This window comes from Gayadomonas joobiniege G7, assembly GCF_000300815.1.
GTDB lineage: Bacteria > Pseudomonadota > Gammaproteobacteria > Enterobacterales > Alteromonadaceae > Catenovulum > Catenovulum joobiniege.
Genome location: NZ_AMRX01000008.1, coordinates 235,893 through 261,145, shown reverse-complemented (window position 1 = coordinate 261,145; position 25,253 = coordinate 235,893). Strand labels below are relative to the sequence as shown.

Annotated in this window: 18 protein-coding genes and 1 pseudogene; 5 read left to right on the top strand and 14 right to left on the bottom strand. The window is 41.8% G+C overall.

All coding sequences use genetic code 11. The features are described from left to right. The first annotated feature begins 25 nt into the window (after positions 1–25). On the top strand, positions 26–1,540 hold the full coding sequence (locus tag C727_RS0115900) for a tryptophan halogenase family protein (RefSeq protein WP_017446647.1): 1,515 nt from the start codon (positions 26–28) through the stop codon (positions 1,538–1,540). Between the two features lie 57 nt (positions 1,541–1,597). Here the strand turns inward: C727_RS0115900 and C727_RS0115895 are convergent, their stop codons facing one another. Further along, positions 1,598–4,051 carry an alpha-amylase family protein gene (locus tag C727_RS0115895; protein ID WP_017446646.1) on the bottom strand — a complete coding sequence of 818 codons (2,454 nt, stop codon included), beginning with the start codon at positions 4,049–4,051 and terminating at the stop codon, positions 1,598–1,600. Between the two features lie 370 nt (positions 4,052–4,421). Here C727_RS0115895 and C727_RS0115890 point away from each other — a divergent pair, with 370 nt between their 5' ends. Continuing rightward, positions 4,422–7,712, top strand: a complete 3,291-nt coding sequence (locus tag C727_RS0115890; protein ID WP_017446645.1) for a TonB-dependent receptor — start codon at positions 4,422–4,424, stop codon at positions 7,710–7,712. A 131-nt stretch (positions 7,713–7,843) separates the two neighbouring features. On the opposite strand, the gene C727_RS0115885 is transcribed toward C727_RS0115890, so the two are convergent. Continuing rightward, the gene (locus C727_RS0115885; protein WP_017446644.1) at positions 7,844–8,356 is read right to left on the bottom strand and encodes a hypothetical protein; all 513 of its coding nucleotides are present in this window, start codon (positions 8,354–8,356) and stop codon (positions 7,844–7,846) included. Positions 8,357–8,753: 397 nt separating this feature from the next. On the opposite strand from C727_RS0115885, the gene tnpA reads away from it, so the two are divergent. The 3 genes from tnpA (at position 8,754) to tnpC (ending at position 11,006) form a co-directional block, all read left to right on the top strand. Continuing rightward, on the top strand, positions 8,754–9,071 hold the full coding sequence (gene tnpA / locus C727_RS18765; RefSeq protein ID WP_017446643.1) for an IS66 family insertion sequence element accessory protein TnpA: 318 nt from the start codon (positions 8,754–8,756) through the stop codon (positions 9,069–9,071). Further along, positions 9,068–9,418 carry an IS66 family insertion sequence element accessory protein TnpB gene (tnpB, locus tag C727_RS0115875; protein ID WP_017446642.1) on the top strand — a complete coding sequence of 117 codons (351 nt, stop codon included), beginning with the start codon at positions 9,068–9,070 and terminating at the stop codon, positions 9,416–9,418. The genes tnpA and tnpB overlap by 4 nt, the downstream gene beginning before the upstream one ends. A 76-nt stretch (positions 9,419–9,494) precedes the next feature. Continuing rightward, the gene (gene tnpC / locus C727_RS0115870; RefSeq protein WP_017446641.1) at positions 9,495–11,006 is read left to right on the top strand and encodes an IS66 family transposase; all 1,512 of its coding nucleotides are present in this window, start codon (positions 9,495–9,497) and stop codon (positions 11,004–11,006) included. 45 nt (positions 11,007–11,051) lie between these two features. Here the strand turns inward: tnpC and C727_RS0115865 are convergent, their stop codons facing one another. From C727_RS0115865 to C727_RS18750, 12 genes and pseudogenes are all read right to left on the bottom strand, one after another. Continuing rightward, on the bottom strand, positions 11,052–11,648 hold the full coding sequence (locus tag C727_RS0115865; RefSeq protein ID WP_017446640.1) for a tyrosine-type recombinase/integrase: 597 nt from the start codon (positions 11,646–11,648) through the stop codon (positions 11,052–11,054). A gap of 28 nt (positions 11,649–11,676) precedes the next feature. Further along, a complete protein-coding gene (locus tag C727_RS19190) occupies positions 11,677–12,318 on the bottom strand; it encodes a flavodoxin family protein (RefSeq protein ID WP_017446639.1) in 642 nt (213 codons plus the stop codon). Between the two features lie 108 nt (positions 12,319–12,426). Then, positions 12,427–13,326, bottom strand: a complete 900-nt coding sequence (locus C727_RS0115855; RefSeq protein WP_017446638.1) for an AraC family transcriptional regulator — start codon at positions 13,324–13,326, stop codon at positions 12,427–12,429. A 134-nt stretch (positions 13,327–13,460) separates the two neighbouring features. Beyond that, positions 13,461–14,399 carry an alpha/beta hydrolase gene (locus tag C727_RS0115850; RefSeq protein ID WP_017446637.1) on the bottom strand — a complete coding sequence of 313 codons (939 nt, stop codon included), beginning with the start codon at positions 14,397–14,399 and terminating at the stop codon, positions 13,461–13,463. A gap of 85 nt (positions 14,400–14,484) precedes the next feature. Next, the gene (locus C727_RS0115845; RefSeq protein WP_017446636.1) at positions 14,485–15,399 is read right to left on the bottom strand and encodes an alpha/beta hydrolase; all 915 of its coding nucleotides are present in this window, start codon (positions 15,397–15,399) and stop codon (positions 14,485–14,487) included. A 780-nt stretch (positions 15,400–16,179) separates the two neighbouring features. Next, positions 16,180–16,863: pseudogene (locus tag C727_RS18755) on the bottom strand (RES family NAD+ phosphorylase). Beyond that, positions 16,847–17,236: an MbcA/ParS/Xre antitoxin family protein gene (locus C727_RS0115820; RefSeq protein ID WP_017446630.1), complete on the bottom strand. Its 390-nt coding sequence runs from the start codon at positions 17,234–17,236 to the stop codon at positions 16,847–16,849. The pseudogene C727_RS18755 and the gene C727_RS0115820 overlap by 17 nt, the downstream one beginning before the upstream one ends. A gap of 130 nt (positions 17,237–17,366) precedes the next feature. After that, complete coding sequence (locus C727_RS0115815; RefSeq protein ID WP_017446629.1) at positions 17,367–18,782, bottom strand: sulfatase family protein; 1,416 nt, start codon at positions 18,780–18,782, stop codon at positions 17,367–17,369. Between the two features lie 70 nt (positions 18,783–18,852). Continuing rightward, positions 18,853–20,355 (bottom strand): sulfatase family protein, encoded by a 1,503-nt coding sequence (locus C727_RS0115810; protein ID WP_017446628.1) that lies wholly within the window; start codon positions 20,353–20,355, stop codon positions 18,853–18,855. Positions 20,356–20,658: 303 nt separating this feature from the next. Then, on the bottom strand, positions 20,659–23,025 hold the full coding sequence (locus C727_RS0115805; RefSeq protein ID WP_017446627.1) for a hypothetical protein: 2,367 nt from the start codon (positions 23,023–23,025) through the stop codon (positions 20,659–20,661). Positions 23,026–23,092: 67 nt separating this feature from the next. After that, positions 23,093–24,652 (bottom strand): LamG-like jellyroll fold domain-containing protein, encoded by a 1,560-nt coding sequence (locus C727_RS0115800; RefSeq protein ID WP_017446626.1) that lies wholly within the window; start codon positions 24,650–24,652, stop codon positions 23,093–23,095. Continuing rightward, positions 24,645–25,241, bottom strand: a complete 597-nt coding sequence (locus C727_RS18750) for an RNA polymerase sigma factor (protein WP_017446625.1) — start codon at positions 25,239–25,241, stop codon at positions 24,645–24,647. Before C727_RS18750 ends, C727_RS0115800 begins: the two co-directional genes overlap by 8 nt. Positions 25,242–25,253 lie beyond the last annotated feature (12 nt).

Genomic DNA, 25,253 nt, shown 5'->3' with positions numbered 1-25,253 from the left:
CCTTACGTCGGGTGATTTTAATTGCATGCAAATACCAAAAATAAACCCTATTCAAAATTATGTGATTGTTGGTGGTGGTACAGCTGGTTGGATGACCGCAGCCATATTAGCCCACAGCCTAAAACACCTAAAAGTTAATATTAGTTTAATCGAAGCGCCAGATATCCCAACGATAGGGGTTGGCGAAGCCACTATCCCCTCTTTTGTTGATCTGCTTGCGTTTTTACGAATACCACTGAAAGACTTTATAAAAAACACAGATTCAACTTTTAAACTCGCCATTAAATTTGAAAACTGGCGGCAAAATAATCATAACTATTGGCATCCATTTGGCAAAATTGGCAACCAAATAGATGGGCTAGATTTTTATCAACATTGGTTAAACCATTACGCTCAGCAAGGTCAGTTTCAGTTTACCGATTTTTCACCTGCTGTGCATTTAGCCGAACAAAACCGATTTTATGCCCCACGCCCCGGAGAAAAAAGTAATTTAAGCGCCAGTGCATTTGCGCTGCATTTTAATGCCGCTTTGGTCGCTGATTATTTAAAGTCTTATAGCTTAAATTTAGGGGTCACCCACATCTCAGATAGGGTTGAACAGGTTAATCTGTCGCCGTCGGGCACAATAAAAGATTTAACGTTGAAACAACACGGAAACCTCAGCGGCGATTTTTATTTTGATTGCAGTGGCCAAGCCGCGGTGTTAATAAATAAAGCCTTACGGGTTGGCTATCAAGACTGGCAAGAATATTTGCCGGTAGATACAGCTATCGCACTACAGAGTAAAGCTCACCAAGCGCCGCGTCCTTATACTAGAGCCATTGCGCAGCCATCAGGTTGGTGCTGGCAGATCCCATTGCAAAGCCGCACTGGTAACGGTTATGTTTTTAGCCGGGATTTTACCAGCCCTGAGCAAGCCAGTGATCACTTAGTAGAACAACTTGGCGAACAAAACTGCTTAACTGAGCCACGTCAGGTCCGTTTTAGAACCGGAAAACGCAATAAAATCTGGTATAAAAACTGTTTAAGTGTGGGCCTTTCTTCAGGTTTTTTAGAGCCGCTAGAGTCAACCAGCATTCATTTAATTATGAAAGCTGTGCTCAATTTTGTGCAAAGTTTACCTGACAAAAACCTATCCGAGGCGACGACAAACGAATATAACAGGCGCATGGATAGCGAGTATCTTAATATTCGGGATTTTATAATAGCCCACTACTGTTTAAGCGAGCGCACGGATTCGGAGTTTTGGCGCTGCTGGCAACATGCCGTAATCCCCGACTCGCTGCAACAAAAATTAGCACTATTTAAAAATTATGGCCGCTTACAGCATAATCCAGATGATTTATTTGCAACCGACTCTTGGTACGCAGTACTTACAGGCATGGGCTTAATGCCAACGGGACAAGATCCCCTGGTCGCGCGTTCAAATACCAATATGATAGAGGGGGCGTTAAAAGATTCGTATCAGGCATTGCACAGAAGTGCTGCCGAAAAGCTTAGCCACGCCGATTATTTAGCGGCTTTATTAAATAAACAATGACGTATAAACAAGTGCAAGCCGCGCCTAATCAACTCGGCTTGCACTAGATAAAGCGCATTATTTAGCGCTAACTTTTAGCAACATAACGCCTTTTGACGGTATTTCAAACTCAGTTGCTTGACTGTTTTGGGTAAACATATCAATAACACTGACAGAGCTTTTATCTTTTACACCTAGACTAATTTTTGCAGTCGTTTTACCTAAATTTAATAAACTGACTAAATAACTAGCGTCGGCCTGCTTAACCGCTTGCCAACGAACGCCTTTATGCTCTGTGCCATTGTCTTGAAGCAGTTGAACCTCTGGTAGACCAGCCGCTGATTTAGCGAGTGCCAAATCACGTATCTCGCTGACGCTCTGCTTGCCATCTAATTGAATCAACTCACCCTTGCTTGCGGTTAAAGACTGCTTGTGAGGCTGCCCATATTCGTTTTTACTTAAACTTTTTGCACTATCTACAATCACAGTGCCGCCTTGATCTAAATAACTTTGTAAAGCCGCCAATTCGGCTTGGGTCACAAATTCAGTTTTATAAACAACAATAGAATCCCACTGCTGATTATCCTGTTTGTTGATAATATTTTTAGTTGCATAACCGACCGGGAAGCCTTCAAAAAATAATTTTTCATACAGCTTAAATTGCTGCGACATATGAGATTTTTTATTAATAGCCGAGGTTTCAGAGTAAAACATGCGGATAGGCCTGCGCTGTTTACGCAATTCAATAATTTCTTCTGAAAAGCTGTTTAAGTCGTACATAACCTGGGTAAAGGCATTGGCAATATGTGGCTGCTGGTTAACCGAGCCTGCAAACGACCCCGCCAGCGCAGGATCAAAAAAGTTGAGCTCGCCTTCTAATCTATCTTCAAACGAACCATCCGGATCGCGCGCCCAAAACCAAGCCATATTTGCATCCATACCTTGTAAAGTCGCTAACCAGTAAACGTTATCTACGTACTCAACTGAAGTATCCAGATCACGCCACCAAGACGCCGATAAAAAATGCGATTCTGAGTTTACATGAATTTTATTCGGTGCAACCGACTCCATAAAGTCGTATGAAACACTGAGCTCTTCCCATAAATAAGCATAATGCTTTTCCCACTCTTGCTCTTTACTAAGATGCAAAAAGCGCTTTTCGGCTGCTTTTGCATCATTTCCTATCATGCTGGTGAGCTCAGTTAAGGCTTCTACGTCGATACCATGCGATCGATTATTTTCGCTGAACATGTTTGGCATGATTTTAATATGAGTATCTGCGTCTGGGTTCCCTTTGCTCAATTCACCTTGCAAGTGAGTAAACCAGTTTATACTTCTGTCCATGTGATAGCGGTTCCAGTCATACCAAATGGGTGTTCCTTGCGTATTTTTATTAATTGGAATGTCGATATCGACTGCAGAAAATGTATTAAATTCTGTGCCCCAATTTTGATTCAGCGCTTTGATATTGCCCTGATATTTTTCTTTTAACCAGCTGCGGAAATTCTCTAATGTATAAGATGAAATATCATTCATCTCTTGGAACCTGTGACTCCAGTGATCTGACTCAGAGTACCAATGTGGTTCGTTGGCCAGGATATAACCCAATTGGGTCACTTTTTTGCCGCGGGTTAGCTCGCCGGTATCTTTAGCAATTTTACCCCAAAGCTTACGAACTAAGGGGTTATCAATATCGTATCCGGTAAACAGCGAGCGTCCTTTACGTACTTCTGGCTCTTGTTTTTCAACCCACTCTGGAATCCCCATATTCCAATAAATTAAAAAACCAACATTGGAGTTGTCAATTTCGGTGACTTCTTTTAACAATGCTTGATCATAGCTCCAGTCTTCTTTTAATAAAAAGGAGTTAATGGCTCTGTCATGATCGACTGGATATAAGTTTTCACCACCATGATAAATGGCCCCCAAGTGATCGTTATAAATATCTTTATTGGTCAGTGGCTGGCCGACTGTTTTAGAAAAATAATCATATAAAAAAATAGGACGACCATTGCTTTTTAACATATTGTCGGCCACTTCAATATTTTGCCAGTCAACTTTATTAACTGGGCGACGCTTGATTTCACCGTTTAATACTGAAGTTAGCTCAGCAATGCCCGCCGCTAATATCTCATTTACTTTTTTACGCTCAAAATCCGGTAAATCAGCAGCTAATTGTTTAGATCTGTCTTTATATGGGCCGTAATACGAAAACGCTTTTTCTACTGCCGCTTGATTATTCTGATCCCAGTCAGCAAATTTTAAAAACTCTTTCGCAAACCATAAAACCGTTTTTTCGCGAGTAACATCTATGCCTTTAGCTTGCGCCTGCGCCATTTTTTGTTCTAGCGTTTGCATTTTTTGCTGTGCAGATTGAACCAAAGGGTTTGCAGATGCCTGCAGTGATTGTGTTGCTGAAGAGGATTGAACATTTGCCGCCTCAGTGCTGGCGTCTGCCGTGCTTTCGCTACAAGCAAGCATAAAAAACGGCAAGGCACTGGCAAGTAACACTTGAGTGATTTTATTTAACATGATTAAGCTCCGAATATGTCTGGGCTGATTTTAATTAATACATTTATAAACATATTATGTTTGATTCTAAATAAAACTACAACTATTTATTTAAAGTAAAATTAACATTTGGCTTTTCTTTTATTCCACACTGACTTAAATCAGCTTTGTTTGCTCCCTTAAACTGTGTCTTATACCTTTATCTTAATTAGTCATCAAACCCACTAAGGGATAAAACCGACATCTGCCGTTCATAATAATCACAGAACATATTAAATAATTAAACAAACGATAAATTAAATTAACAAACCCCTTTACATTTAAATATAATGGATCTATTTTACATGTGATTCACACAAAGACGTAATATCACACACAATAAGGAATCAGGATGTTAAAAATAGCACGTAGAACCTCAATTAGTCTTGCCATAACCTCTGCGTTATTTAGTTCACCTCATGTTATTTCTGCAGAGCAAGATTCAGATGTGGAAATTATCGAAGTAAAAGGGTTTAAAGGCAGCTTAGCGCGCTCGCTGAGCAATAAACGTTTAAACGACTCTATTAGTGATTCTATTTTTGCTGAAGATATTGGTAAATCAGCCGACCAAGACATAGGTGAAGCACTGCAAAGGATCACTGGGGTATCTATTCAACGCGGCGGTGGTGCCGGCGAAGGTGATGGCACTACAGTAACTGTGCGCGGCGCGGGCCCCAACTTAAATAACATCTCATTAAATGGAATTATTTTAACCAGCAGTACCGAAAACCAAGCAGTTGATTTGAGTGCCTTTTCGTCAGATATTTTAAACTCTATTGAAGTGATAAAAACCGCAGCAGCCGATCAGGATGAAGGCAGCTTAGGCGCAAACATTGTTTTAAAAACATTTCGTCCGTTAAATGCAAAAGAGGACAGACGGGTTTTGGAGGCCCAAGCTAGATACGATGATTTTGCCGAAGAGAATGATTATAAACTGTCTGGTTCGTTTTCCAGCAAGTTTTTAAATGACAGTCTGGGAGTCTACATTACCGCATTTACCGAAACCCAAGCACAACGCAAAGACATGTTTTTTACTGATCGGCTCAATGTTTTTAGTGCCGATAACGCCATTGATGCAAATACAGGCGAACTAACAGGGCCAGTCACGGGTTATGTTAACTCTAGAAGCGGCTTTAAATTATTTCAAAATGAGATGGAGCGCAAAGGCTTTACCTCAGTTTTACAATGGGCGCTGTCCGATAGCACAGAAATTAGTTTAGATGCTACCATGTCTGATCAGTATAGAGTCACAGACGACAATACAATCGCATCGCTTGGCTCAACCGATGCATTTTTAGATAAAGATATGGAGCAAATTTTAGATCCCGATGATCCTTGGTTAGTTTACGATGCCAGCAAGCAAATGTTTGTAAAAAAACTAGATAGAACGGCTCGAGGTCGAACGGATCGCCTTCAATCTGGCGTTGAAACCGATAACCGAATTTTTAGCCTAGACGTAAAACATTATTTTACCGATGCCCTGCGCATGGATCTGCGTTTAGGATATTCAAAAACCACTGCAGATGATGACTATTACAGCTACTTAAACTCTAATAATTACGCCCATGTCGCTAACGATTTGTTAATAGCCGTAGACCCTGATGTAATAGAGCCAACTGGGTACGATTGTACTTCGGGCCAATGTTATATTGTGACTGGTGAAGGCATTGTTGATTTTGGCCCCAACCAAACGGGTGCCGCGGGTGAAGATCCAGATGATAATGTTGTCACCACTGGCTATAACCCAGACGATCTGAATGCCATCCATTTGCAACAAGCCGTGTCACGCGACCGCATAATGCGAGACAAACAAAAAGCACTCTATATCGACTTTGATTATGATGTGTTTATGGGACCAATCACCAAATTAGAGTTTGGTGCTAAATATCAAACCCGTGATAAATCTGTGTTTAACCAAGAATACTGGTTTGAAGGCATCCCAAACCCTGATGGGCAAGAAACTTTAGGTCAGGCAATCGACTCCGTTAGACTTTCGCAAGTAACCGATGGCTTAACACCACATGGCGATAATTTTTTAGCAGAGCTTGGCTACCAACGCACTGCAAATACCGACGGCTGGTGGACGATAAATGCACGTAAAGCATTTGATTTATTATTTGCTAACAGTGAAAACGTTCGACTAATACCCAACTTAGCGAATGACAGAGACATTTCATTAACAAATAGTGCAGCTTATTTAAAAGCTAACTTTGCCTTTTTGGATGATGATTTAACCGGTAATTTAGGTATCCGCTATGTTAAAACTGAAGTTGAAAGTTTGGGATACTCCTCAGTCGACTTTCAAAATACCGCAGTTATGGATAGAGAGCTGATCAAAATTGCAGAAGATAGCAGCTTGCCAGCGTGTACCGATGAACAGTTATTTACAACAAATTCAGACGGCGATCAAATTGCCAATCCTGCTGGTGGATTCGATGCAAACGGTGTTTGGGGCCCTATCTCAGGACAAAGCTGTTATGACGCCGACTATGATCTAACGCCTGATCGCCGAGCTCGATATGTAGATGGTTCAACCCCAGAAGATCCCGCTCAATTTGCGTCAAAGGCTCGTAATACAACGGAGCTATACCTGCCGAGTTTAACACTTAATTACCAGCTCAATGACGATATGGTTATTCGTTTTGCGACCTCTAAAACCATGGCCAGACCCAAAATAGACTCGTTAAAACCCAGTTATACTATGCGCGAATTTGTCTGGGGTGGCGGTAACTCCAATGGGACTGTAAGCAACCCATATCTAGAGCCGCTTGAATCAATAAACTATGATCTATCTTATGAATGGTACTTTGGTGATGGTGGTGCCTTGTCGGCCGCACTCTTTTATAAAGACATGAGCAACTTTGAAGAAAATGCCTCTATTAATGGCCATTGGGAGGATTTACGGGGTATCTCAGATGAAGAGCTACAAACCCTTGATCCAATTCAGGATATCTTAATAGAAAAGCCGAATGGCGAAAGCCTGGAATATGAAGCTGCGCAAGCGCAAGGAATAAATTGTTTGGTGGACCATAGACACCAGTGGCAATCTGTTACCAGCGAAGCATCAAAATACTGTGATACCATTTTAATCTCGGCGATCCGTAATGGTTCAGGTGGTACCAACAAAGGGGTAGAAATTGGATATAACCAAAACTTTAGCTTTTTACCTGGATTATTCTCAGGCTTAGGTACAGCCATTAACTACACTTATTCAGACTCTATTACTGATGAAGAAGTGGGTGCTTTAAATACTGTGTTTGCTGCGATGCCGATGGAAAACATTTCAAAGCACACATATAACATGTCTACGTTCTGGGAAAGAAACGGCAACCTAATACGCTTAGCATATAACTACCGAACTGACTCGCTCGCGCGTCGTTCGTTTGAATCTGGAGCGCTTTGGAACGAAGGCGGTGGTCAATTAGATTTATCGGCTAATTATCAATTAACCGACGCGATCACATTAACTTTTAATGCGGTCAATCTTAATAAACGCACCTATCGTCAATATTACACCAACCTTTCGGATAGCAATTTTCAAAGCGAAGGGAATGCCTTGGATGGAGACGCAAATAAATCAAGAACCATTCGCGAGTGGAGTACAGGAACCATCTACCGCTTAGGTGTTCGAGCCACTTTTTAACATTAAAAAATACTGTTACAAGAACACTGCACAAGGAGGTGCAGTTTGCGGAGGATTTTAAAAATACATATTGTTTGTCGTAGTCTAATACAACTGCAGATAATCTCGCCCTCGGCTAACCGATTTGGCTTTTACTTAGCCATATTCAAAATCATAAACTTTGAATTGGGATCACATGATTCATTACACCACATACCCCATTGAGAATCGCCGAAATCAAAAAACTTAAAGCTTAATTCTTTACCTGATACAGATTTAACACGCAGAGCATAAACCTTTGGCGTATTGGGCGATTTATCAAACCCGGTTTCAAATAATTTAATCGACGAAGCTGCTTCTTCGTCTTGCAATAAATTCATTTCGATTGATGTGAAATATGAACTATTTCCAATGCTTTTGGGGCTTGTGCGAACCATTTGTGATGGAATCATCACTGGGTTATATGCACCAACATTTGACCAAATATAACCCCGCTTATTGGAAATGATGTGCCCGTAAGGTGTGCAGACAATTTGTCCCCAATTATCTAGAGGCGAAGGTAACGCTGTTACAGCTTCGTTAGGTGTGCCCTGACAATCACCAACCGGATTTGATTTAGCCGCGAATGATAGTATTGATATTAAAAGTAAAATTAAATATTTCACGAAACTTCCCTGAAAGCAGAATGCCTCACTCACTGATATTATTACAATAACATCCATCCCTATTACTGTGGAATAGATCTACACTCCCGTTCTTTATATGTCTGCATTTTAGACCAAAATGGCAATAAAGTCCTACCCAAAGAAATCAAAGCATCACCGGACAAGATCACTTCTGGCACGCACAAGATATTAGGTACTATTACTCAATAGGTCTAGCTGCGCAATTTCGAAAATGAGCGAGAAGCAGACAGTAGAGCTAACTCATTTTTGGACAGAAACGTGCTAGAGTAAAAACTCCAATTTACTACCATTTGATGTAAGCGTCGGTTAAACCACACATTTGAATCAATTTACAATCCAACTAATCTAATCACTCAATTTATTTTGGAGATTAGATATGCCACGACGTACTCGTGAACAATGGTTTGAACTGATTCAGGAACAACAAAACAGTGACTTATCCGTTGCTGAATTTGCCCGCCAGCACCGGATCAATGTTCAAAACTTTTATGCCAGACGCAGTGATTTTAAGCGGGATGGTTTATTAAATCATCAGCATGAATCTGCTTTTGTTCAAGTCACCACGCTGGCAACAGAGGTTCAGCGACCTTCCGGAGATATGCTGATTCTAACCATGGGTGAAGCTCAATTGCACCTGCCTGAAAATATTAACGCACAATGGCTCGGTCAGTTGATGCAGGCTGTTAACACATGAAGATGTTTGTTGAACCCGGTGCTATTTACCTGCACCGTCCAGTCGTTGATTTTCGAAAATCCATTAATGGCCTTGCGAATATCGTCGTTGCTGAAATGAATTTAAACGTGATGTCTGGTGCCGTGTTTATTTTCTGCAATAAAGGTAAAGATAAACTCAAAATCTTGTATTGGGATAAAACCGGTTTTGCACTCTGGTATAAAAAGCTCGAAAAAGACAAATTCAAATGGCCGAATGCAGAGCATAAAAACAAGCTTGTTTTGTCACAGCAACAACTCAATTGGCTACTGGACGGCTTTGATATTGTGGGTCATAAACCGCTGACTTTATCAAGCTTGAGCTTATAACGTTAGATCATACCTGATCAGCTTTTAGTCTAAATAATGTGCAGATAATCAGCTAGTTGCAAGGTAAAATAGCTTTATGAATGAGCAAGAAAAACTCTTAAAGCGTATTGCTGAACTGGAAGATAAACTTAACCAAGCGCAGCAATTAAATGTGTCACTCACTCAAGAAAACCAACGTTTACTTGAGCAATTTCGTTTGGCTCAACAAAAGCAATTCGGCCAATCGGCTGAGGGCCACCCAGCGCAAGGTGACTTATTTAACGAAGCTGAAGAGGTTGCAGAGTTAGCGCCAGTTTCTGAATCAGAACCCCAAACCGTGACTTATACTCGAAAAAAAGCCAAACGTACTGCGTTACCGGCTGATTTGCCACGTGAAGTCATTGTTCACGACATTGAAAATAAAAGCTGTGACTGTTGTGGTGACGAGCTGCATAAAATGGGCGAAGACAAATCGGAAAAGCTCGAGTTTATTCCGGCGCAAATCAAAGTCATTGAGCATATTCGGCCAAAATACAGTTGCCGAGCTTGTGAAAATCACGCTGCGCAAGTCAGAATCAAACAAGCCCCGATGCCAGCGAGTCCAATTTCAAAAGGCATTGCGACACCGAGTTTATTAAGCCAAATCATCACCAGTAAATATCAATATGCCTTGCCACTTTACCGGCAAGAAACCATGTTTAAACAACATGGTATAGAAATCAGTCGGCAAACCATGTCTGATTGGATAATAAAATGTGCCAGTTTATTTAAACCGCTGCATGACAGATTGCATCAATTCTTACTGGAACAAAGCGTGATTCAAGCAGATGAAACCACTGTGAATGTAGTGAGTGATGACAAAATCAAATCCTACATGTGGCTTTATTGCACAGGCATAGACACGCCTGTTGAAAATAACCCATTTAAAAATATCGTACTATATGAATATCAAGCCAGTCGCAGTGGCAGTTGTCCGGTTAATTTTTTACAGGACTACTCTGGCTACCTGCAAGTAGATGGCTATCAAGGTTATGAACAAACCAAAGCCAAACTGGCAGGCTGCTGGGCACATGCCAGACGTAAGTTCATTGAAGCGGAAAAAGCTCAGCCTAAAGGTAAAACGGGAAAAGCGAACTGGGCGCTCAATCATATTCAAAAGCTATATCGGGTTGAGACCAGAATCAAAGATAAAACAGCGGCAGAAAAACAGGCAGTCAGACAAAAAGAATCGGCTCCACTCATTGAGCAATATAAAAGCTGGCTGGAAAAGTCATTACTCAATACCTTACCAAAATCCAAATTAGGGGAAGCAATTGGCTACAGTTTAAATCAATGGGATAAATTAATTCAGTATCGTGATGATGGACATTTATCCATAGACAACAATCGCGCAGAGCGAGCGATAAAGCCCTTTGTGGTTGGTCGCAAAAATTGGCTCTTTAGCCAAACAGCTAAAGGGGCTAACGCCAGTGCAATGCTCTACAGCATAGTGGAAACTGCAAAGGCCAATGGATTAATACCTTACGATTATATTAGCGATTGTTTAACCCAAATCTGCAAACCGGATTGCCAAATCCATGATTTACTACCTTGGAATATCAAACGCTAGGTGTGGTTTAGCCGAGCTTACCATTTGATAATTAAACCTTATCAATCAACTCTCAATGTCTTCGGATAATCGGAGAGCATCCTCCAACTCAACACCCAAATACTTGATGGTATTTTCGATTTTGGTGTGTCCAAGTAAAAGTTGAATTGCTCGAATGTTTTTGGTCTTCTGATAGATCAATGTAGCTTTAGTTCGGCGTAATGAATGAGTGCCATAGAGGTCAGGGTAATGCCCTAGCGCAAGAGCCCAACTCCGAATTATTTTTCTGTAGTATGAGTAACTTAAGGGTTGGTTTGATCTTCGGGGGCTCGGGTATAAGTAGTCGGTTGGTTGGAGGTTTTGATCTTTAATCCAATGACTCAAGGTTTGTTGAGTTCTCTGAGTGATTTCAAACTGAACGTCATTGCCAGTCTTCTTCTGGACGTACTGGACACGATTGAAAACCAGAAAATTTGATGAAACATCCGACACCTTTAATGACAAAAGGTCGTTTGAACGTAGCTTACTATCAATTGCGAGGTTGAGTAGAGCTAACTCCATCAAATTATCACTGAGTTCAAGCCGAGTTCTGATTCGCCAGATCTCCTCTAACCTAAACGGTTTCTTAACTCCTGTTTTTTGCGAGCAATTCTGATGTGCCATCGCCATAACCTCATGTGGCCTAATACTCTCAGTTCAAAATATCTTCCCATTTCTGGTTAAGCTGTGATAACGCATCACTCACTTCTGCATTAACTTCCTGTTTGCTTTTTTGCCAAAAAATTCGACCACGTTGCACAAACAACATATCTAGGTACTCGCCATTTTGTGCAGTAACACGATCGGCGAATTTCTCAATCATTGCTGGTTCGTAACGACTGTTGCCAGTCATCATCAAGAAGACTTTCTTTCCATAAAACTGCTGACTATTTACAAACGCCCACATAGGTACGGCAGGTCTAAACCACCATGTAGGGGTGCTAAGTATAATCAGATCATATTGCTGTAAATCAATCGGTTCATGGATAAGGTCTGTAGTTTCAAGCTCTGCCATTGCATCATCGGAGGCTTGTTTTAAGCCGCTTAAATCATTGATATATGCTGGCGCTTGAATGGTGATTAGGTCAGCATCAAAAAACTTCGCCGCTTCTTTTGCTGCCGCTTCTGTATTCCCTGTTCTTGAATAGCTGACTACTAAGGTTTGAGCCTGATTTTCACTTGGCTTTTTGTAATCATCCGAAGCAACCCAGTGAGTCTGAGTTCTGTAGTAGTGATAACCTGCAATGATTGCCACCACGCTAAAAATCGCGAGAATAATCATCCACTTTGACATATTGATCTGCCTTTCTATTTAATATTTTTCCAATACTCAGCGCCGTACACTTAAAAATAGAAACAGTGATAAACGGCTCTAGCCTGAAGAAATCTAACCTCATTAAACTCAAGCTTGACGCAAACGCTGAATGTCTTTCTGAGGCGGAAACCCAAACAAGCGACTGTATTCTCGGCTAAACTGGGAAGCGCTTTCATAACCTACCAACCCACTTGCTTGGCTTGCATCTAAACCGTTCAACAGCATCTTGTCTCTTGCTTCTTGCAAGCGGAGGTTTTTGATGTATTGAAGCGGACTTGTTCCCGTTAGCGACTTAAAATGTTGTCTAAAGGAGGACGCACTCATATGCGCTCGCTCAGCCAACGCGTTGATGTCAACATCGCTCGCCAAGTTCGACTTCATCCATGTCACCACATTCAATATTTTCGTACTTGGTGAGCCTGAAGATGCTAAATAGCGTAAATGAGCGCCATGCGGCCCGAGCAACAAACGGGTGATGATTTCTTTTTTGATTAACGGCGCTAAGCTCTCAAGGTAGATAGGCTCTTTTTCTAAATCAAGCAGACGCATCACCGCATTGCAAAGCCCTGCATCAATATCATGAATAGATATGGCCTTGTATTTCATATCACGCGCAGGTTTATCGAGTTCAAGCTCGGCACAAGTCTGTATAATGAGTTCATAATCAAGCTTTAGCACGAGCGCGACAAATGGGTTGTAACGGGTTGCTTCGGTGACATGAGAAACGACAGGCAAATCAAAGGTCGTCAGCATCGATTGTCCTGCAACACAAGGAAGCAAGTCATTTTCAATGGCTAGCTGTTTTCCACCCTGTAGAATCATCGACAAACTCAAGGTGTAGATGCAGTGCAATGGCTCGGTTGGGTTATTTCTGATATGAGCCGTCAGCCCCTTGATGCTTGTATTATGATCACCCTCCGTTTTGCCATAAGCGAATGCTTTATCAGCTAAACGTTGGATGTTGTCATTGCCTTGCGTTGTTAACATAACCTTTCTCTACACCATTGATTTGTAATTGATGATTGCTATTTAATGAAAATAGCGCTCTATGTGAAATAAGCGGAGGTACGGCAAGCATACCACCGCTTTATCGTCACTGACTCAGTTTCTTAGGTGTTCAGCTACTTAAGGTGAGTTTCAAGAAAAGGCGCAACCTTATCCATCGCTAAACCCACAGCTTCTGGATGATCGTACAGCTCATAATGAGACCAATCTTCCAACTCAACCAGTTGACGATCTTTCGATGCAAATGAGCGACCATAAATTTCCTGACCATCTCGGTAAGCGCCAAATGCCCCCACTTTTTGACCAATCACAGCCATCATTGGTTGAGTCATTAACGTTTCAGCAAAGGCGAATGCATCCCAACTTAGTGTCTTTTGAGCATGAGAGAACAACATACGAGTCGCACCATTCTCTGCTTGACCACGTGACGTTTTGTAGTAATCCGTTGCTTCAAGTACATCGCGATCGGTTAAGCCATTCTCTTTTGCAAATTCAACACTTGGTGGTAGAAGTTCATTGACTTGTAACGCTTCGCCACGAGCCTCCGCAGTACGTTGAGTTGCCATTGCATCCAATGCAGAGAGAGGATCATGCATGCTGAAACCTTCTCGGAACAGGCGTCCAACATTAACAGGTGTAATACCGACAACTGCTTTCAAACGCTTCTCTGTCAGTGCTGAATTAAAGATATAGGCACCGCCACCACAGATACCAAGACCACCGATTCGGTCTGCATCTACATAAGGGAGAGTCACGGCGTAATCAATCACACGACTGATGTCTTCCACGCGTTGGCTTGGATCTTCAACATAGCGAGGTACGCCACCCGATTCACCTTGAAAGCTCGCATCAAAGGCGATAACGACATAGCCCAGTTCTGCTAGTGCTTTACCATAGACAGCGCTCGATGTTTGCTCTTTACAGCTGCCAAAAGGGTGAACGCTGATCATTGTTGGGTAACATTTTGATTCATCGAACGCTTCTGGTAGCAAAATTAGTGCTGACATATCCCAAGCCATGTCCGCGTTTTTGAACGTCACTTTTTTAGTATTCATAATCGTTTTACCTAATTCTTTGGAAAAAAGGCTCAAAGCTAGAGCCTCGTGCCATTAACCTTGTGTTATGGCTTTAATCGTTTGGTTACAGAGTGCGCTGGAAGAAAACCGTTAACGCTTTAGTTGCTTCTGACACAGGTGCTTCAATATCATAAAGCTCCATATGGTTTGCACCGTTTACCACATGCATCTGTTTGTCGTTACTTGCAGCTCGCTCCATCAAGTCATCACTCATCCATTTGCTGCCCGCTTCACTGCCAACCACCGTAAGAAGTGGCTGAGTTAAAAAGGCTTCTGCTTTGAAGAACGCATCATAGGTGATGATTTGAGTTAAGCTGCGTGCAGTTGCAAAGCCCGGTGCTGTTGGGCGAGCCGCTCGTTCAGTGTGGTAGTATTCCCACGCTTGACGAAGCTCTTCATTCGGAGCATCAGCCTCATTCATTGGTGCTAAAGGCATGGTTGCGATATCTGCGCCAGTGGCATCCGATGTTCTCGCACCTGAGCCTGCCTCGATGTAAGGCATTGCTTCGTTGTCTTTAACGTTGTTCTCCCAACCGTTACGGAACATTTGACCAATGTTAACCATGCTCACAGTGGCAAGTGCTTTGATTCGACGGTCGTTAATTGCAGCATTGACGGTGTAACCTGCGCCAGCACAAACGCCCATTGCACCAATGCGGTCGCTGTCGACGTATTCTAATGTGGTTAGGTAGTCAATCACGGCACTCACATCTTCAGTACGAACGTGTGGATTTTCTAGCTGACGTGGCTCGCCAGTGCTTTCACCTTGGTATGATGCATCGTAGGCAATCGCGATGAAGCCTTGTTCAGCCAGATTTTTCGCGTAAGTACCAGCGGTTTGCTCTTTAACGCCGCCACCTGGATGTGAAACAACAATCGCTGGGTAACGTTGGGTTTTGTCAAAATCAGCAGGAAAGTTGATTAGGCCAGCGAGTGTGATGTTCAGACCATTCGTATTTGGGAAAGTAACTTTGTTCATTTGCATAGTTCCTAACGAGTGTTGTTGGTTTATTAAGAGCAAAAACCGTGTTGTTCTCTGTGCTCTTGATTTACAAACGAGTATAGGGAGTAATGAAAAGCGTTGTTTGCCCAAAACGAGACAATGATTGCCTAAAATAACAAGGTTTCGTTTTGCTTAGCTTTATCGTGTTGCTCCCTTAAACTCTTAATAGTGATTTAGAACTTAAAATCAGATAGATATAAATACAGCCTTGGTTTCTTTTGATGTTTGCTATTGCTTCTTACATCAATCTAATATTGGTGCATCACCATCTGTATTTGGTTTGTTTACGCCAAGATTTGCTCTAGTTGCCATACAACTCGATAAAAAAAAACTTAAGAGAAATACACTAGAATAAATTAACTTCATCAAACTCTCCTAAAAACATACCGCTTTAGTGCTCATACACATTGAGTGTCTATGAACCTCTTGTTGAACGGGCAAACAACGCTGTTGTACGGTTTGATTTATGTTATAGGCATTTGCTTTTTCAAGCTGGGCTGGCATGGCAGGTGATTTCCTTTTTGTTTGCATTTCATCATTCCGTTTTTAGCGCGTTTGTTCGCTTAATGAGCTTTAATTTAAGTCAAATGAGTCATTTTTTGCAACTTTATTTTTTAACGGCCCACACTGTTAGGCATGCTTTTGTAACTGAGCTAGTGCAAATCATGTTGTTAGATAATTTAAGTGTTCAACGTTTTACGGCTTTATCCCCTTCTAGCTTTCGTCTAAAAATGATTGAGTTTCGCTGCCATAAGACTATTTAATCAGACTCACTTGCAGGATATTTTCTATTTTTTGTTTTTTACCGCTCCAAATATATTTGTAATGTCCACCTTGAACCGGAATGGTGATCGCTTTAGGTTTAAACGCAGCAACACATTCACCGCCTTTGTCACGCACACTGTTATACAATAAACCATTGCTGCCACTGGCACGCATTTGTTTGGCAAATGCTTGTGGCGCTGAATAATCCTCACCATGTAAATGTGCAAATGTTTCGCCCCGTATGTCATGCAGTGCTAATGCCACTCGGTTAATATAACAACGCATAGTCAGCTCTGTGTCTGGCTCCTTGGTTGCTGCTAAAAACTTTTCGCGGTGGTAGATAGTTTAAGCAAAGGCGGTATTCAGATCTTTTGCGCCATAATACACACCGTACTCAGTGCCATCCGAAAAACGAGTGGCGACCGCAATATGGGTAAATGCTGCCATGACTGGTGTTGAACCGGGTCCGGCAATTCTTTCTTCAACTGGCACTCGCGCTAAATCGCCAACTTGTTCTCTAAGCCTGTCGTTGGTCAGGGATTCAATCGCAAAAACTATCTCAAGCTCATCGGGCGAGGCAACGTTTTCAAATAAATCAATGGGCGGAAAGTGACTGGGTACTAATCTGTGTAGCTTTTCCCAGTGAGGTAAAAAGGTATTAACCTCGTTGGGCATCCAGGTATCTCCGCAAGTCACTCAAATGTGTCATGCTACCTTTTAACATAAAGGCTAATGCCGACTCATTATTAAAGGCTTTATTCGGTTTTTTGGGCCAAGCATCTGCTTGTTCGCGGGTCGGAAATAAAATGCCTAATGCTTTATATATGCCCATCACATAGGAGATACGTTCAAGTGTATCAACTGATAAATTAGAGGCTTTGCCTTTTTTCCAGTTATAAAAGGTTGATTCGGCAGGTTTACCAAGTAAAACGATCTGGTCTTTCGTTCTTACCCCCCAAGCGGCCATAATATTAAAAAACACCGACAGGGCAACTTGAGCCGTTTTTTCAGGGTTTTGCGTCAAAGTCGCTTGATCTATGGCTGACATGATTAGGCTCTCCACTTGTGTACTATATAAAAATATACTCCACATATAGAGTTAAATCAATGTTCACTGCATATATGCAGCTACAAAACTGCTAACTCACTAGCATTTACTCAAACGTATGTGGTTAACATCAATGCCCTTCTATCTGGCCGACCGGTCGGCTGTGGTTTTTTAAGCTCTTTTTAAAATCGTCGGCTAAGGCTTTTAATTGTTTCACAACCTCTGGAAATTCGGTGATCAAGTTGTTCCGCTCCGCAATATCCGTTTCTAAGTTATATAGCGCTGGCATTGCCGAAACCGCCCCTTTACCTCTATGCAGCTGATGTTTTGCGGTGCCTTTGGGATTGCCCAAATGCAATTTCCACTTGCCTGCGCGAACCGCATCAAGGTGCCTTTTGGTGTGATAAAAAATGGCTTGATGAGGGCTAGGTTGATTATTAAGTAATACGGGCAATATATTTTTACCATCAATCACTCGGTCGTTGGGGATGGCAACCTCGGCTAATGCCGCAAAGGTTGGTAATAAGTCCATTGCTGTAACTATTTGTGCATGCTGGCTGCCCGCTTTAATGGTACCGGGCCAACGCACGATAGCAGGCACTCGCACACCGCCTTCATAGCTGCTTCCTTTTTTCCCCGACAAAGGGACCGCGCTGCCAACCGAGGGTCCATTATCTGAGGTAAAAACAACCAAGGTATTTTCATCAATACCTTGTGTCTTTAAAGCCTCTAAAACTTGTCCAACAGACCAGTCAATTTCGCTGATGGAAGCGTTATACAATTTATCGCGCGTTTTATAATCCACCCCCACTTCATTCTTTAAGACACTTTTAATAGATTCGGGCACATTCTTCATAAATTTTTTGGACATATGAATAGGTCTATGAGGAATTGGATGTGCAAGGTATAAAAAAAACGGCTGATCTTTATGGTTAGCAATAAATTCAACGGCTCTTTCAGTGATCCTGCGCGTTAAATAGTCGGCATCGGGGTCGGTTTCTATCACCTTCTCCATCTCCATTAGCGGCAATGGCGGAAAGTTATGCTTTTTATTTGGATGAAAAGGATGAATATCATGGCTATAGGGTAAACCAAAAAACTCATCAAAGCCTTGCATAGTAGGCATAAAATCTGGATGGTCACCCAAATGCCACTTGCCAAACAGCCCCGTTTTATAGTCTGCCGATTTTAACAGCTCGGCAATGGTAATTTCGTTCGAGTGGAGGCCATATTTATCGTTCGCCAAATAAACTCGGTCAGCCATGCCGTTTCTAACTGGATAAGAGCCGGTTAATAGAGCGGCCCGAGACGGTGTGCAAATAGAACCGCCAACATAAAAGTTTGTTAATTTTGAGCCTTCGGCGGCCATTTTATCAAGGTTAGGCGTGGCGACATGGTGACCACCAAATGCACCCAAATCAGCATAACCTTGGTCGTCGGTCAGAATAACAATAAAGTTTGGTTTACGCTGCTGTGCGGTCGCCGAAATAGTCAAAAAACTGTAAATCGATAATAAAATAACCAACAACTTTAAAGCGAATTTCATGCAAGATCCTATCAAGGGTTCGCCGCTGTCATTTAGCTCGACAGCGGCAAACGCAGGGACTCAATAATGATTAATTTTTAGAGGTTTTATTTTTTACCCACCAACGGTTTATTTTTTGTGGATTTTTCATCGGAGGTACTCGCTGATCTGAGCCGATGACATTAACATCGCCTAAAACTTCACGGGCATATTTTATATCTTGGTTAAATGATGCAAGGATTTCAGGATACTTATCAGCAACATCATGTCGCTCGCCTGTATCTGTCGCTAAATTAAATAACATAGGTTTATCTAACTCAACATAAATACGGCCACCAATTTCGTTTTCATTCCAAAACGGTTGATCGGCCACTGTGCGCGGCAGGTGAAGCTTCCACTTACCTTTGCGAATGGCTTGTAAATTCGTGCCGTTGTAATAATAAAGCACCTTGTGCGGCGATTCAGTTTCTTCGCCACGTAAAACACCAATGATGTTTTTACCATCAATCACTCTGTCAGCTGGCATCTGACTACCGGTAATATCCGCAATAAGTGGAAAAATATCCATTGAACTTAAAGTCGTATTAGAGTCTTGGCCGGCAGGGATCACACCTGGCCACTTAAACATAGCAGGTACTCTGTGTCCGCCTTCCATAGTGGTGTATTTAACGCCATTTAAAATACCATTGTCACCAGAATAATTAGCGCCATTATCAGACGTAAAAATAACCAAGGTATCTTCTTCTAAACCTAAACGCTCCAAAGCAGCTAATACACGCCCAGTACTGTAATCCATTTCGTGAATAAAATCGCCGTATTTGCCTTTTTCAGAGGTCCCTTCAAATTCAGCACGGGGGCGATGCGGCGCATGCACAATATTATGGGCAAAATAAACAAAAAATGGGCCGTCTTTTTCACGTTCAATAAAATCAATTACTTCGTCTGTATATCGCTTAGTAACTTGCCTTAAATCTACGTTTTCAGCCACTTTTTCGCGACCTCGATACAGGCTATCAAAATCTTTCATATACTCGTATCGAGCATTATTTTTACCGGTATGATGATAATTTGATATTAAGCCAAAATGTTCATCAAAGCCCGCATCAAGCGGATGTGAGCCCTGCTCCCAACCCAAATGCCATTTACCAACTACCAAGCTGCGATAACCAGACGCTTTAAGCATCTCTGGTAAAGTGACTTCATCTGCGGACAAACCGTAATTGGCATTTCGATGTTTTTTATTGGCGTGTACTGCCAGCGGCACACCGTTTCGCATTGGATACCGCCCGGTTAATAACGAAGCTCTCGACGGGCTACAAACATTCGCAGGAATAAAAAAGTCACGGCTGATAAAACCCTCTTTGCCAATAGAGTCGATATTGGGGGTTCGTATGCCTTCGGCACCAAATGAACTAATATCGCCATAACCCAGATCGTCGGCAAAAATAATGACAATATTGGGTTTTTTAACCTTTTCTACTTGATTAGGTTTAGCTGAGTTTTGCTCGGCAGTCGGGGCATTTGATTCGCAACCTGCGTTTAAAACAAACAAGGGTAAAAGCAAACTTGCTTTTACAAAATTGATTACTTTCATATTCTTATAAACCTATTGACTATTTTTTTGCAGATATTTTATATAACAAACAAAGAATCACATACAAAACAATAATAGAGAAGTTAAACTTTGTAAATAAAAAGTTTATTTTTTTGACATCCCAAAGCGCACTGATACATGTTTTATAAAGCCGATATATTTTATTAAGCAGGGAAAGATTCGGTACAAAAGTGTTAGGCTAAATCGCCCAATATAATAGGATTGATTGAGAATGAAGGGTAAAAACCAGCACAGACCGTTAATAAGGTAACGGCCTGTGACTGCTATTAGTCGATCAGCTTGTTAATCAGCAAAACGTTTTTTATATAAGTCGCTATGAAAATCTTTCGCTGCGTTAATCAAATGCGGATAAGGAATATCCGTTGTTGTGACAAACCCAACATTATAATTTTCACCATCGTGCGCGCGCCCAGTAATCGGCGAGTCTATATATTGGAACCAATGAGCCCCAACGATATAAGGATTATCGCGCGCAGTTTCCATATAGTTTTTATACATGACAGCACGCTCTTTTTGATTTGGCGCATGAATAATGCCAGGGTTTGGGTTTCCTGAGTCTGTACTACCAATATGAAACTCACCAATGATGGTTGGCATATCTAACCCTTCTAAATACCCCCATGTCATTTTATCTAACCCTTCTCGGTAATAGTTAAAGCTCATAACATCAACATGCTTTTTAGCCGCTTCGCGAACTTCTGGTGAAGTTCCCCAATTGGTAAAACGCGCCCCCATATATAGGTGATTTGGCATCACAGCTTTAATCGACTCTTTTACCACTTTAAAGTATTGTTCGGCATAAACACCTAACAACCATGCCAGATCATCAATTAACCCTTGGCTGAACTCGGTTTTATCCTTGTAATTTACGCCACTTTCCAGCGTTTTCCAGTCGACTAATTGACTGCCCCAAGCCACATTTAACTGATCAATATTGGCATATTTATCTTTTAACAACTTAAATAAATGTTGTTTGGCCGGACTCTCGGCTGCCGGTTGTGATAACGCGTTCAACACAACGCCATAACGTCTTTGAGGGGCGCCATCACCACCCCAACTCATTTCGTTGTCAATAAAAATGCCCACACACCAAGGGCTATTTTTAACCTCGTCGGCAATCACTTCGGTGGTCACTCGGGCTCGGCGAGCAAACTCAGGATCGAAAGGATCGGGCAATTCTCCCCAAATATCAAAACCTGAACTCAAGCGTTTAAAATCACCAATGATCCAGCCATTAGCAAAATACGGCATTTGAGTGTCTTGATAAAACATAGGATCTGTCCAGTTACCAAATGAGGTAAACCCCCAGTTTTGCATACGTTTTAAAGTGACTTCACGCCAGTCTTGTATAAAAGAATTGGGTGCACTCTGGCCGTATCTTCGTTCTAAGTTTGCACGGTAAAAACTAAACACTTCACCATGTTCCATTGGGCCTTTATGTGCAGATCGTCGGTAACCATAGTGTTCAGCCAATGGGCTGTCATAATCAGGTAACCACTGAAACATATTGTGGCGCAGCTTATTTGCCACATAAGCCGTTTTTTGAGCCTCGCGGTAATCACCTGTGACCCCTTGTGAGTCTTCTGGCGTAACATCGTTAGGATCTATATAACGAACCGAGTCGTCTTTGTAATCTATCCCAGTAAAGGTTGAGGTGTTCGACATCCGCGAGTTGGCAATACCGCTTGAAAAATACAAATAACCATCGGGATCCACTAACGCCCATTTGTCTTCTACTTTTTCGGTTCTAAAATAACCTGTCGCGGCCAATTTAGGGCCATTTTTCCAACCTCCAAAACGACTACGCTCAGGCCAATCAACTGGCGTGGCCAGTGTTTTTAATTCTTCGTCCGCAATACGCTTTAATTCAGCCTCGGAATGCACTTTAAGTTCAAAGTCCATGTCAGCACGCTGCCCAAATTTATCAACAAAGCCTGCTAAATAACCTTTATTCGGCTCTGGTGTTGCTTCTAGGCGTAGATTATCAATCACCACCTGAGTCGGACGAATTTGGGTTTCGGTATAAATTTTAATCGCAAATATTTTACTAAAATCAACCTCGGCTTTACCGCCACGAATGACCATTTTTCGCTCATCAGTATCAAATGTAGGCGGGGTGTCTCGCAAGCCAGTATCAAAATCTAAATGGTAACCAGCCAGCTCAAAATACAAAGTGATACGTTCACCTTTATCTACCGCAACCGTTCGGCGCTGGGTTTTACCATCTAGGCCTGTAATATTGGTGCTTAACATCACCGAATGATCACCGTTGTTGTACACGTCATATTTAAATGCCAGCTGATCTAACTGGGGGGCTACCCAGGGCTGTTTCGGCTTTAATTCTATGCCCGAAGTTCTATCTTGAGTTGAAAAAGTTAACTGTAAACCCTGTCCAAACTCACCATTGGCAACTGTTTTAGTATTTATATTTATTTTGTTTAAGCTGTAATCACTTGGTGTTTGTTCAAAATTTGCAAGCACTAAGCTTGGATCTGACTTTTCTGTGCTGCCCTGCGTATTAAGTTTAGTTTGTTGTTCTGCTTTGTCTGATTCAGAACAACCGCTCGCCAGCGTCGTTATTGCTGAGGCAACCAGCAGTGCCGCCATTGCCTTTTTATTACGCTTGAATGTTTTTTGCATTTTTTGCATTCGTTAAAACCTTTTTGTATTTGTAATCCTCCCTAATCTTTGTCAACAAAAAACAATAATGACACTTTTATTTTTCAATTTTATTTTGTTTCATTAACCGAATAATTTGCTGTTGATCTAAGGCTGCGGCAAAAACAAATAGCTCATCCACAGCGCCGCGAAAAAATTTATCTCTAACATATACATCTTCTTCTCGATAACCTATATTACGCCCCAAAGATAGAGGCCGAGACGCTTGGTCGGTGATCTGAGTATTTAAGCGAGCGATAGATTTACCATGAGTTTTTTCTAACTGACCATCAACATAAATAAGCACATGCGTCGAAATATCTGAACTTTGACCGCCATACATGACCACTGCAATATGGTGCCATTGGCCATCTCTTAAATCAGTTGAACCCACTATCTGAGCATTATATGTGCCCACTCTAAGTCGACCAAGTGGGCCATTTTGTGGATACGGATTCGGCGAAATTTGCCACGAAGCATAATTTTTTTGGACGCCCCAGCTGACAATGCCAAATGCTTGATGGATATCAAAATCAGCTGGAACTTTTAGCCAAAAGGCTAAAGTTCTTGGGTGATTACCGGCAATGCCTGGAAATTCAGTTTCAAGCCAGTTATTAATGCCATTAAAATAAACCGCCTTGCCAAATACCCCAGATTCATGTTTAAGTGCTGCCCCACCCTCTTGTTCACTGCGATCAATGGCTGGAAAAGCATTAGCATTTTTCATAGTCCCGCTTGACACAAAACCCATCGCCGTTTTTTGCTCAAACGACCAATGCAAATAATCAGGTTTATCAGCAGATTTCCCCGGCAAAACACGCATAAATAAATGGGGCTGACTTTTAATACGAGCAATTTTTTGACTCATGCTTATGCTCAACCCCTGATCTTTATGCAAATGTTCAAAACGCTGTGACTGCTTGCCCCTTGCTTTAACCTCGCCATCTAATACATGAATTTGACTGTCTCCAACCTCATTCACATCAACTGCAAATTCAGTCCCTAAATCAATAATTTCTGAGCTTGGCGTGGCGACTTTAAAACCAATTGCATTTTCAGGTACCTTAGCGACAAGCTTACCTTTGGTTAAAATCACTAAATCATTCGATTTTATATTTAGCTCAACCGGTGCTTCTAAAACCAATATCACACCATTATTGAGTTTAAGTTCACTATAACCCGAATCTAGCGTCAGCCGCCCTACTTGCAAAGTGCGCCCAGCTAACAAAGGTTGCGAAGCTGATACACTCGCAGCGACTTTAGTCACCAAAACAAGCCTGTTTGAGTTAATTTGATAAGAATTAAACATCAATATAGACACCATCAAAAGGACGCCAGCAGCAATCCCGTAGCCCCATCTACTCCATCTTTTTATTGTTTTTTGCTGCTGATATCTCGATGGGCTGATTCGAGCCATGATTGCCTCTTTGGTCAAACTGTTGGTTGCTGCCAATTTAATATTCAGTAGGCGATCGGTCCCAACTTGCTCGACGAGTGCCCGTTTAAACGCTGGACTGTGTCGGCATTGCTGTAAAATCTCAGCAGCATTATATTCGCCTGCCATATAATCAGAGAGTAATTGAATTTGTGCTGACGTTAACTGGTTTTGCTCACTCATCCTCTAACCTCTTTACTTGACGATTAATACACTGCGCTAATTTTTCTCGTATCCGAAACATTCTCATTGTCATTGCAGAATGTCTTAACTGGTACTTTTTGCCGAGTTCAACCAGCGAAAAACCTTGTTGATAATGAGCACTCATGAGTTCACGCGATTGTTCATTTAATTTTTCAAAACAGGTTTCTAACGCTAATAATTTGTTTGATTCGGTCGTAAAATCAAAATTGTGCTCAAGTTCAGTGGTGAGTAACTGCTCAAGCTCCCATTCATGGGCTGACTCTAATTCAACTCTCGCCTGTTTTCGCCGGTGATTCTTAACTAGATTTAAGCCAATCCCCCTTACCCAAGCTGCAAATGATTGACTATGATCAAACTCAACAAGTTTGTTGTAGGCTAAAATAAAGGCTTCTTGAGTTAAATCTTCTGCCTCGGCCGCAATTGGCAAGCGCAAACGTAAACTGCTTTTCACGGCACTTTGGTGTCGCTCTACCAATATTGAATAAGCTTGCAGTTGGCCGTTGAGTACGGCTTGGATCACAGCTCTGTCGTCGCTAGCGCTGTGATCCGGTTTGTTATGTTTAGGCATAAAATAAAATTG

What these genes read in the sequence shown, in the direction of transcription:
- C727_RS0115900 (WP_017446647.1), top strand. Translation starts at nt 26, where the DNA reads ATGCAAATACCAAAAATAAACCCTATTCAAAATTATGTGATTGTTGGT.
- C727_RS0115895 (WP_017446646.1), bottom strand. Translation starts at nt 4,051, where the DNA reads ATGTTAAATAAAATCACTCAAGTGTTACTTGCCAGTGCCTTGCCGTTT.
- C727_RS0115890 (WP_017446645.1), top strand. Translation starts at nt 4,422, where the DNA reads ATGTTAAAAATAGCACGTAGAACCTCAATTAGTCTTGCCATAACCTCT.
- tnpA (WP_017446643.1), top strand. Translation starts at nt 8,754, where the DNA reads ATGCCACGACGTACTCGTGAACAATGGTTTGAACTGATTCAGGAACAA.
- tnpB (WP_017446642.1), top strand. Translation starts at nt 9,068, where the DNA reads ATGAAGATGTTTGTTGAACCCGGTGCTATTTACCTGCACCGTCCAGTC.
- tnpC (WP_017446641.1), top strand. Translation starts at nt 9,495, where the DNA reads ATGAATGAGCAAGAAAAACTCTTAAAGCGTATTGCTGAACTGGAAGAT.
- C727_RS0115865 (WP_017446640.1), bottom strand. Translation starts at nt 11,648, where the DNA reads ATGGCACATCAGAATTGCTCGCAAAAAACAGGAGTTAAGAAACCGTTT.
- C727_RS19190 (WP_017446639.1), bottom strand. Translation starts at nt 12,318, where the DNA reads ATGTCAAAGTGGATGATTATTCTCGCGATTTTTAGCGTGGTGGCAATC.
- C727_RS0115855 (WP_017446638.1), bottom strand. Translation starts at nt 13,326, where the DNA reads ATGTTAACAACGCAAGGCAATGACAACATCCAACGTTTAGCTGATAAA.
- C727_RS0115850 (WP_017446637.1), bottom strand. Translation starts at nt 14,399, where the DNA reads ATGAATACTAAAAAAGTGACGTTCAAAAACGCGGACATGGCTTGGGAT.
- C727_RS0115845 (WP_017446636.1), bottom strand. Translation starts at nt 15,399, where the DNA reads ATGAACAAAGTTACTTTCCCAAATACGAATGGTCTGAACATCACACTC.
- C727_RS0115820 (WP_017446630.1), bottom strand. Translation starts at nt 17,236, where the DNA reads ATGTCAGCCATAGATCAAGCGACTTTGACGCAAAACCCTGAAAAAACG.
- C727_RS0115815 (WP_017446629.1), bottom strand. Translation starts at nt 18,782, where the DNA reads ATGAAATTCGCTTTAAAGTTGTTGGTTATTTTATTATCGATTTACAGT.
- C727_RS0115810 (WP_017446628.1), bottom strand. Translation starts at nt 20,355, where the DNA reads ATGAAAGTAATCAATTTTGTAAAAGCAAGTTTGCTTTTACCCTTGTTT.
- C727_RS0115805 (WP_017446627.1), bottom strand. Translation starts at nt 23,025, where the DNA reads ATGCAAAAAATGCAAAAAACATTCAAGCGTAATAAAAAGGCAATGGCG.
- C727_RS0115800 (WP_017446626.1), bottom strand. Translation starts at nt 24,652, where the DNA reads ATGAGTGAGCAAAACCAGTTAACGTCAGCACAAATTCAATTACTCTCT.
- C727_RS18750 (WP_017446625.1), bottom strand. Translation starts at nt 25,241, where the DNA reads ATGCCTAAACATAACAAACCGGATCACAGCGCTAGCGACGACAGAGCT.